We start from the raw sequence: 9,459 nt of genomic DNA on the forward strand, positions 1-9,459 counted from the left end.
TTAAATGCTTTGGCCTCATGGATGTGAACCAGACGCGGCCCACATCCAATCTGTGAACCGCTATCCAAAGAAACCAAAGAAAAATGTTGTATTTAGATGTGTTGTAGTGATTCTAGTCATAACGAACACTCCTTGAATTGATAGCAGTAACTTGTCTATGAACATGATAATAGCCGGTTAATTGCTTGCTGTCAATAATTTTTTTAAAAAATTGATTGTTTCGGTAAAACCGCAGGACATTATTAACTTGTAGTATGTGATTGTAGCGGCATAAAAAATACTCAGCACTGGGGTAGCACTGTTCAAAAAAGTGGAAACTAAAACTATTATTTTGTGCTTCTACGCGCTTGTGCAAGGGTTGCATATGGAACGTGGCGCGTTGTCGTGGCGGCAAATAAATACTTGGCGCTGGAACGTAGTGGGCGTCGATTTGAGCCGATTGAAATACAAATCGTCTCAAATACGAGCCTTAATGTAAGCAATAAATTGCCAACATTAATGTCACTACTGAGCGGTATTTATTTACCGCCACTAAACAAGCAAGAGGGCAACCTTTGCGCAAGCGCTGAATTGACGAGTGATTAATCACCTTCTAATTCTCAGGAGCACAAATTTACTGTTAAATCACACCATATCGGCTTGTTTGTCAGTGCCGGAGGGAAATCGCGGTCAGCCGCGGAATTGTTGTTAGTGGTTTACCACTTACAACAAAGCTTGGGTTTGAGACAAATTTATTTGGCTCAAACCAAGCTCGCAGCGTTCCACCAGCGCATTTCCTGTAGGCACGAAGAACTGCAACATAATAGTTCTAGGATTTGTCGCTCTCAATAAAGTTCACATTCAAAACGAATCGGTTTTAATTCGGCTCAAACCAATGCTCGCAGCGTTCCACCAGCGTATTTCCCGCAGGCACGAAGAAAAGCAATATAACAGTTCTAGGGTTTGACTGCTCTCAATAAAGTTCACATTAAAGTTCACATTTAAGACGAATTGCGTTTGATTTTACTCAAATCAATATCGATAGTTCCGCTAACACATTTTATAGGCACAAAAGCTATCTGAATAAGATCAAAAAAATTAGTCCGCCTCAAAATTAATTGAGACGGGCTAATTTCATGATAGAAATATGTTGATACGAATTTTTATTATAGATTACGATCCATGTTGAATGTTAACTTAGACAAAGTAACACCCTTTGTATAAAGTTGACCCATGAATTTCTTAGTTTTATCGCGCATCGCAGCAACGGTTTCGTGGTTCTTTTCAGTCAAGAAGTTAGTTAATTCTTCACCACTATAATTTTTAGCTGCTTCGTCGATTGCTGCAACTTGAGCGCGTAATTCACGACGACATTCAATTAAGTAGTCGAGGTCATTTTGAACGAAGTGTGAGTAGTTAGATTCAACTAAGACAGAGAGTGCGCGATACATCCAGTGAGCATCTTCAAAGTTGAACTCCATTGAAGTGTTGTTGAATGAAGGATCCGTGTCGTTAGCATTCGTATAGAACGGAATGTATGGCGTGAAAGTAGGGTAACCTAATGTAATCCACATAACAGCCGAAATTTCTTCAGGAACATTGTTACGAATTTGTAGAACGTGTGAGTTTTGTGTCCGGTTTAAACCGATTGGACGGTAACGATACTTGTCAGCATCTGAACCTTTACCCATTGGATCATATGGTGTTTCATTGTAATGTGAGCCTAGGATTTGTTCGATATCATCTGGTGAGATCTTGTGGCTTGTGCGGCAGATGAATGGTAATTCACTGCTTTCAGGATCTTGTTGGATTTCTGGGTTCAAGATATGTTGGCCATACCAAACACGAGGTGTGTTGTAGTGACGGTCTTTTTCGTTAGAAGTACCAAAAATGTGACGGAAATTCCAGCCAGATTGGTCGACGTTCAAATGATGTTCTTCAACGAATTCTTGGATACCCTCTGACCACATGAAATTGTCAGTATCACTGAAGTCAACTTGTTGAATGGCAACTTGGTTAGCTGCGATGACATAAGCATCATCAGGAATACGTTGAGCAACCCAATGGTGACCGGTAACAATTTCCATGTACCAAACATCATTCTTGTCACCAAATAAGACAGAGTTACCTGCTGGTGAACCGAATTTCTTAATTAATGAGCCTAAATACTTAACACCATCTTTGGCAGAGTCAATATATGGTAAAACAGCAGTTTGCATGCAATCTTCATCCAAGCCGTCTTTAACCAAAGGATCAAATGCTAAAGCACGTTCGTTACCATAAGTACTTTCAGTACAACTCATGGCGACGTTCTTTTCGTTAATACCGCTTTCGTCATAGTAACCCAAAGTCTTGTAATCAACATTTGGTGCTGCTGGGTAACGGTAACTATTCTCTGGTAATTCCATTTGGAATCCGTTGAGATATGATTTAAGAATGCGACCTTTTTCACCTTTAACAGCTGGGTGCATATAGAAACGATGGGGGGCAACGGCGTGGAATGTGTCATCGTTGCGCGCAATCATTGTTGAACCGTCAATACTTGCGTCCTTACCAACTAAAATGGTTGTACAAGCACGTTCGATGTTTTGTTCAGACATTTTGTAACCTCCAATAAGTATTATAATGATCACTACTAACATAGCACAGAAGCAACATATTGTAAAAAGGTTACAGCGGTCTAATCAGGAATCTAAACAAGAATTTTAGTGCCTTTATTTTGTGTTGTTGTCGGGCAAAAATCCGTCCTTGAACGCCTTGATAACACCGGTCAATTCGACCAGAAAAGTTAGTCAACTGAAATCGTGTCGTTAATCAACAAATTCGCCCCAACTTTCTGCCATTTAGTTAGGACGAGACAGCGTCAAATGAGATATTTAAAAGTCCGTTAAGTCGCCGTTCTGCAACTGTTATTTCTACAATTTAGACTTTTAACTATGCTATACTAAAGTAAATCAAGATAAGAGGTTTTACCTAATGAAGACACGGACTGAGCTTTATGCATATAAGGTACCTAAACGTAGTCGCTTTTTGACTTTCTTATTGGCTTTGACCTTAACTTTTTTGGTGGGAACTTGGTTAGTGCAGCATACAATTTTGGATGATGTTTTTGTGCAACATCAAATGGAAGATAGCAAAGGCTACCAAGAATTCACGGATCAATTCAATAAAACCATCAATGCCCAAGCACAGCAGTCTGGAATTCCTAGTAGCACGTTGAAAAATATAGTTTCTAAAACAACAGTTGAACAAGTAATCAACACGACGATGGCTAATATTTACGCAAAAAAAGAGAACCCAATTAATGCGACGCCGATTCTGACCGAGATTGATCAAAAGGTGCAGGCAAAAACGAGTTCAATAGCGGCAGCGTCTGGTGTTTCTACGACTGCAATTTCTGAAACGGTTCAAGCTAAATTTCAAACTTATATTGCTGATCAGGCCCAACCTTATGGCAATCAAGCCGTTAGTGCGATTAAAATACTAGAATCTGTTTCGCATGTGTTGATTGTTGTGAGCGGAATCTTATCGTTAATAATTGCGGCGCTGATTATTTATCGTTCACACGGTCATGTACAAGGTTGGCGCTATTTGTTCTGGGGTATTTTCTGGGCCGGATTATTCGTAGCTTTCCCAGGTGTTTTGTTACGTTTCAGTGATTTGATTGTCAACATTGCTGAGAATGCCCACAGTTATTCTAGTATTATTCTAACGTTAATCTCGAGCATCCTAATGGTATTTGTTCGCGTAGGCGCAATTGTAACAGTGTTAGGGCTGTTTGGCGTCTTAGTATGTATTGTGTTGCCATCATTTGGCAAACGCAAGGAGAAGGGCAAATATTAGCATTTAAGACAACTCGTTTTTCCAGCCGTAATGGTCAAAATCAATCTCGCGTTTACGCATTTTAGAAACGTAAGGGTTGCCAGCAACGAAGTAACGATAATGATCTTGCCAGCTCGTGGCGGTACGGACGCCGATTCTGGGGCTGTGCACAATTTGTTGAGGTGTTTTGCAATAATCTTTGATAATTTTGATGGGACTATCGGCAAAATGTTGGTAGTTCATTTTTGTATCATGAATGTTTAAGGCCTGCATTAATTTACCAGGGCCATTACTTAATTCAAAACCAGGCCGGGTTCTATTTTGCCGCATGATGTCCTCACCAAGTAGCGGTTGGATTCCGCGGATTAAAACACCTTCAGGTTGGTCAACTATCTGAGTGACAACATCAAAAGCATAAAAACCGCGGATGGCATAAATATAGATAATGCCACCTTCACCGTAAAGTGGGTCGTTGGCGCGGCCATGCTTGCCTTGATAAGCATGAGCGCCAGGATCAGTGGTGCCTAAATAGGCCTCAGCTTCAACGATATAACCGCCAACTTGACCAGCTGGACTATTATAGATTAATAACTTGCCTAATAAATCTTGGGCAATTGTTTCCGTTGGTCGGTTAGTGAAGAATGAGTTAGGCAAAACCTGATAATTTGCTATAGATTCCATAGTTTCGGCTCCTAAAAATATAGAAAGAATGATGAAGATGTCAGTTACAATTGAACGCATTTATGGTAGCACCGTTAAGGAGAACACTTATCGAATCTTAATTGACCGTTTGTGGCCACGAGGTATTTCTAAAGAAAAAGCCCAGTTGAATTTGTGGGCAAAGGAGATTGCACCAACAAACGAACTGCGCAAGTGGTTTGGACATGATCCAGCTAAATTTGCCGAGTTTAAACAGCGTTACTTGGCTGAATTAGTGGCTAATCCACAGACAGCCGAATTTATTGACTTGTTACAAAAGCAAAATCAAAAATCAGATATCGTTTTATTGTACGGTGCAAAAGATCAGCAAGATAATCAAGCCCAAGTCTTAATCAGTTATCTTGCTGAACAAGATCAGTCACTTATCGAGATGTAATAATTCTCGCTTAAACTTTAGACCGCCACGGAAATCACCTAATCCGCCGTCTTTACGTAAGACGCGATGACAAGGGATGACAATGCCAATGGGATTTTTGGCAACGGCTGAAGCAACCGCGCGGAATGCCTTTGGTTGGCCTATTTCAGCGGCAAGCTCTGAGTAAGTAGTGGTTTTGCCTTGTGGAAGATTGCGTAAAGCAGCCCAAGTTTGTTGTTGCAATTCAGTACCACCCAAATGCTGACTGATGGATAAAGCACTCAGATTATTGTTGCCGGCAAAGAATTCCTGCAAGGCCTTTTTGTAAGGTTTAATTACTGCTGGACGCCGCGTATAAGTATATTTGTCTAAGTAATTGGGAAATAATTGGTCATATTCGTCCCAACCATCGTTAGTTAAACTGATGAATTGTAAGCCATCTTCAGCGACAACGATTAAAAAAGTATGTTGGTGGATTTTAACAATATCAAATGCAAAGTTCATGTGGATAAAACACTCCTAATAATTAAAATGATGTACATTTAAGTGTACCACAGTGGTCAATTCTTACGTAGATGATGTGAGAAAAAATGTCGAGAAACTTAAGTAGTTCCTCTTGGTGTCAGTAAAACGCTAAAACTATTATGCTGTGCTTCTTCGTGCCTACAGGAAATACGCTGGTGGAACGCTGCGAGTTTGATTTGAGCCAAATCAAAGACCAATTTGTCTCAAATACAAACTTTCTTGTAAATGGTAAACCATTAACAAGAATGACGCGGCTGACCGCGATTTTCCTCCGGCACTGACAAACAAGCTGATATGGTGTGATTTAACAGTAAATTTGTGCTCCTAAGAATTAGAAGGTGATTCAACCACTCGTCAATTCAGCGCTTGCGCAACGGTTGCCAGCTCGTTCGATTAGCGAGGGAAAATAAATACCGCTCAGTGGTGAAATTGTTGTTGCAGCTTTAGCTGTTACAACAAGACCTGTCTTGGAGACAATTTTGCAAAAATTGGCTTCAAGCAGTGTCCACCACGTTCCAGCGACAAGCATTTATTTTCCTCACGACACCCACACATTCTATAAGCAACCTTTGCACAAGCGTGAAGAAGAGCCAGATAACAGTTTTAGTTTCTACTGTTCTGGTTTGCAACGCCCACTACGTTCCAGCGACAAGTATTTATTAAATACAGATGACTAAACTAGCGCTAGAGATTAGAATCAATCTCTAGCGCTAGTTTTATTTGCAACAATTAAGCAACGGCTTCGTTTTTATTCGAATCTGCTTTATGAAGTTTTTCGTGGGATTGACGCGCACGTAAAGCCCAAAGAATTGATGTGGTGTCAACAACTTCTTGTAGCATTGCCCCAAATAAAGCGGGGATAACACCAGTACTGGCGATCAACATTAAGCCAATACAAATGAAGATACCGATCAGAACAGAGTGCTTAGCCACGGCCATTGTATCTTGAGAAATTTTGACGGCGGTGGCAACTTTAGAAATGTCGTCTTTCAAAATGACGGCATCTGCAGATTCACTAGCAGCACTGGCACCGTAAGCACCCATGGCGATACCCACGTCAGCAGCGGCTAAGGCTGGCGCGTCGTTTACGCCATCGCCCACCATAATTAATGGCCGTTCTTTAGCAGGCGTTTTAACAATTAGGTCAATTTTAGTTTGAGGTAAACATTCGGCGTGGACAGTTTCAATGCCCACTTGAGCGGCGATTCTTGCTGCAGGTGCCTGTTTGTCGCCGGTCAACATGGCGATATTCTGCACACCACTTGCATGAAGGTCTTTAATCGTTTGTGGTGCTTCCGGCCGTAACTGATCTGCAAATGTTAAGTGACCAACATATTGGCCATCAACAGCTACATAGACAATTGATTGCCCTTCAGTTAGCTCAATCTTGGGCGCATTAACCGCAATAAAGTCACGCTTACCAGCAATAACCTGGTGACCTTCAACCTGACCAACAACACCAGAACCAGTAGTTTCAGAAAAATCGGTGACGACTTTATTTTGAAAAGTGGGTTGTTGATTGGCATAACGAACAATCGCTCGCGCAAAAATATGTGCGGATTGAATCTCAACACTACCCACTAGATTGATTAGTTGTTCTTGAGAAATTCCCGCAACAGGTTCAACGGCAACAACATTTAAACGGCCGGCAGTAATCGTCCCAGTTTTGTCGAAATAAGCCGTTTTAGCACTGGCCATTTTTTCAATTGAAGTGCCAGATTTGATGATGATACTGTTGCGACTAGAACGGCTCATACCGGAAACTAAAGCGACTGGCGCTGCCAAAATTAAAGGACATGGTGAAGCGACAACTAAAACTTCGGCGAAACGATGAGGATCTTTAGAAACAATCCAAGCAATTCCGGCGATAACCAGGGAAATAATCGTGAAAGGAACGGCGTATCGATCGGCCATGCGTACGAAATGCGCAGGTTTATCTTTTGACTGTTGAACTAACTTGACAATCGTCTGGTATTGAGAATCGGCGGCGGTTTTGGTAACACGCATTGTAATAGCAGTGTCACCGTTGACCGTCCCGGATAATAACTCACTGCCAGGTTTCTTAGGGACTAAAGTTGCTTCACCGGTCATGGTTGATTCGTCGAAATTACCGGTACCCTCAATCACGATGCCGTCAACTGGTACCGCTTCTCCAGGTTTGATTACGGCAATTTGATCAATTTTAACTTGGTCAATTTTAGTATCAATTAATTGATCTCCGGCTTTAATATGAGCGAGTTGTGGTGAGTTATCGAGCAGACTTTTCAGATCTGAACCCGCTTTATTAGCAGCATAATCTTCTAGGGAATCACCGCCAGTTAACATGACTAGAATCATTAAGCTAGCCCAATATTCGCCGACTGCTAAAGTAGCAGTGATTGACATAATAGCCAATAGATCAACGCCATATTTTCCAGAGCGTAATGTCTTGATCATTTCAATAAATAAGGATAATGCCAAGATTGCACCAACAACAGTGACGATTATTTGGGCAAACAATGGCTGATGAAAAACAAACTCAACGATCAAAGCAATTGCACCAATTAATAAGACGGAAAGAAATTTCTTTTGATGATTCACGACAATTCCTCCATACCTAGTAGACTATTTCTGTTAGAATTATTTAAACAGAGTTTTAATGGTTGAATAACATTCAACTAAAATAATTTATCAATAAATCTATTGTAACACACCAAATAAAAAACGTTAATTAGGATTATTCTAATTAACGATAGAGAACCGATTATTTCTTTTTCGACAGTCTTGCAATGATTAGACTAGTAGGGATTGTTAAAATAAAAATTAAAAATATTCTTTTATAAATATTTTTAAAAGAATTATTTTGTCGGACTTAAGTTGTAATTTCTTTAAAATGAGCACAGAAGCTGTTAATTACCCGGAATAAGAGTAAAATTACGGTATAGATAAAGTTATCAGTAGCTTTATTAATGTCATTTGACGAAGTATATCCACAATTTGGAGGTAATGGAGGTGTCAAACATGCTAATGTATCTTTTAATCGCAGGATTATTTGTTAGCCTAGGATTTGGTATTTATTGGCAATCGCAAATCATTATTCGTGCGCGTTATAAATTTACGCCAATTATATTCAGTGTACTAATTGGGACGTGGGTGTTGACGGCTCCAGTTAGCGATTGGTCCTTTATCATCATGCTCGCCGCATTCTTCACGTTAAATATTATGGACGGTGTTGGCGGTATCGGTGAGAAACGCCTCGTTACTAATGGTTTATTCTCTCGAGTCGTTGACTATGCGAATATAACAGGTATTAAGATGCTGCCGGTTACACTGCCTAATGGTAAGAACCGTGTTGTCGCTGTCTTTGTTCTTAATGGACGTCAACAAATTCAAATGAACTTTAATCAAAAACTAGAAATACTTGTCGAAACTTTGAAAAAGTTGTTGCCAGAGTCAGTTGAAATTGATGTTGAGAAATTGGTTTAACAAAGTAATAGTGGATTATGTATAAAAATAACCTGGGCTGTAATCGCAGCTGAGGTTATTTTTTATGGTTAAGGTATTTGCAAAATTATTTTTTCGTCGTCAGTAATTAAATGATAGTTGTAACTTAAACTATTATTTTGCGGTTCTTCACGCTTGCGTAAAGGTTGCTTATGGAATGTGCGGGGTACCGTGGTGGAAATAAATACTTGTCGCTGGAACGTAGTGGGCGTCGATTTGAGCCGATTAAAGTGCAAATCGTCTCAAATACGAGCCTTAATGTAAGCAATAAATTGCTAACATTAATGTCACTACTGAGCGGTATTTATTTTCCACCACTGAACAAGCGAGAGGGCAACCTTTGCACAAGCGCTGAATTGACGAGTGGTTGAATCACTGTCCAATTTTTAGAAGTATAAACTTGAAGTCTGGTTGTACTAACGCACTTTAGTCAGTACCGGAGGGAAATCGCGGTCAGCCGCGGAATTGTTGTTAGTGGTTTACCACTTACAACAAAGCTTGTATTTGAGACAAATTTATTTGGCTCAAATCAAGCTCGCAGCGTTCCACCAGCGCATTTTCCGCAGGCACGAAGA

At 40.3% G+C, this 9,459-nt stretch carries 10 protein-coding genes; 5 read left to right on the plus strand and 5 right to left on the minus strand.

Features of this window, described 5'->3' with window-relative positions:
- Positions 1 to 384 precede the first annotated feature (384 nt).
- Positions 385 to 585, plus strand: a complete 201-nt coding sequence (locus EKM65_RS09170) for a hypothetical protein (protein ID WP_125607737.1) — start codon at positions 385 to 387, stop codon at positions 583 to 585.
- Positions 586 to 1,145: 560 nt separating this feature from the next.
- Here EKM65_RS09170 and EKM65_RS09175 read toward each other — a convergent pair.
- Positions 1,146 to 2,579 (minus strand): C69 family dipeptidase, encoded by a 1,434-nt coding sequence (locus EKM65_RS09175; protein WP_125607739.1) that lies wholly within the window; start codon positions 2,577 to 2,579, stop codon positions 1,146 to 1,148.
- A gap of 376 nt (positions 2,580 to 2,955) precedes the next feature.
- Between EKM65_RS09175 and EKM65_RS09180 the strand changes: the two genes are divergently transcribed.
- A complete protein-coding gene (locus EKM65_RS09180) occupies positions 2,956 to 3,822 on the plus strand; it encodes a hypothetical protein (RefSeq protein WP_125607741.1) in 867 nt (288 codons plus the stop codon).
- A gap of 3 nt (positions 3,823 to 3,825) precedes the next feature.
- On the opposite strand, the gene EKM65_RS09185 is transcribed toward EKM65_RS09180, so the two are convergent.
- A complete protein-coding gene (locus tag EKM65_RS09185) occupies positions 3,826 to 4,482 on the minus strand; it encodes a DNA-3-methyladenine glycosylase (protein WP_125607743.1) in 657 nt (218 codons plus the stop codon).
- Between the two features lie 37 nt (positions 4,483 to 4,519).
- Here EKM65_RS09185 and EKM65_RS09190 point away from each other — a divergent pair, with 37 nt between their 5' ends.
- Complete coding sequence (locus tag EKM65_RS09190; RefSeq protein WP_125607745.1) at positions 4,520 to 4,897, plus strand: DUF488 domain-containing protein; 378 nt, start codon at positions 4,520 to 4,522, stop codon at positions 4,895 to 4,897.
- Here EKM65_RS09190 and EKM65_RS09195 read toward each other — a convergent pair.
- The 3 genes from EKM65_RS09195 to EKM65_RS09205 form a co-directional block, all read right to left on the minus strand.
- Entirely contained in the window at positions 4,880 to 5,380 is a 501-nt protein-coding gene (locus tag EKM65_RS09195) for a methylated-DNA--[protein]-cysteine S-methyltransferase (RefSeq protein WP_125607747.1), read from the minus strand. The genes EKM65_RS09190 and EKM65_RS09195 overlap by 18 nt on opposite strands.
- Positions 5,381 to 5,744: 364 nt before the next feature.
- Positions 5,745 to 5,930 carry a hypothetical protein gene (locus EKM65_RS09200; RefSeq protein WP_125607749.1) on the minus strand — a complete coding sequence of 62 codons (186 nt, stop codon included), beginning with the start codon at positions 5,928 to 5,930 and terminating at the stop codon, positions 5,745 to 5,747.
- A gap of 200 nt (positions 5,931 to 6,130) precedes the next feature.
- Complete coding sequence (locus EKM65_RS09205) at positions 6,131 to 7,981, minus strand: heavy metal translocating P-type ATPase (protein ID WP_125607751.1); 1,851 nt, start codon at positions 7,979 to 7,981, stop codon at positions 6,131 to 6,133.
- A 420-nt stretch (positions 7,982 to 8,401) separates the two neighbouring features.
- Here EKM65_RS09205 and EKM65_RS09210 point away from each other — a divergent pair, with 420 nt between their 5' ends.
- Entirely contained in the window at positions 8,402 to 8,866 is a 465-nt protein-coding gene (locus EKM65_RS09210) for a hypothetical protein (protein WP_125607753.1), read from the plus strand.
- Between the two features lie 170 nt (positions 8,867 to 9,036).
- The gene (locus EKM65_RS09215; protein ID WP_125607756.1) at positions 9,037 to 9,255 is read left to right on the plus strand and encodes a hypothetical protein; all 219 of its coding nucleotides are present in this window, start codon (positions 9,037 to 9,039) and stop codon (positions 9,253 to 9,255) included.
- Positions 9,256 to 9,459: the final 204 nt, after the last annotated feature.

Origin of the sequence: Lapidilactobacillus bayanensis, assembly GCF_003946695.1 — a bacterium.
GTDB lineage: Bacteria > Bacillota > Bacilli > Lactobacillales > Lactobacillaceae > Lapidilactobacillus > Lapidilactobacillus bayanensis.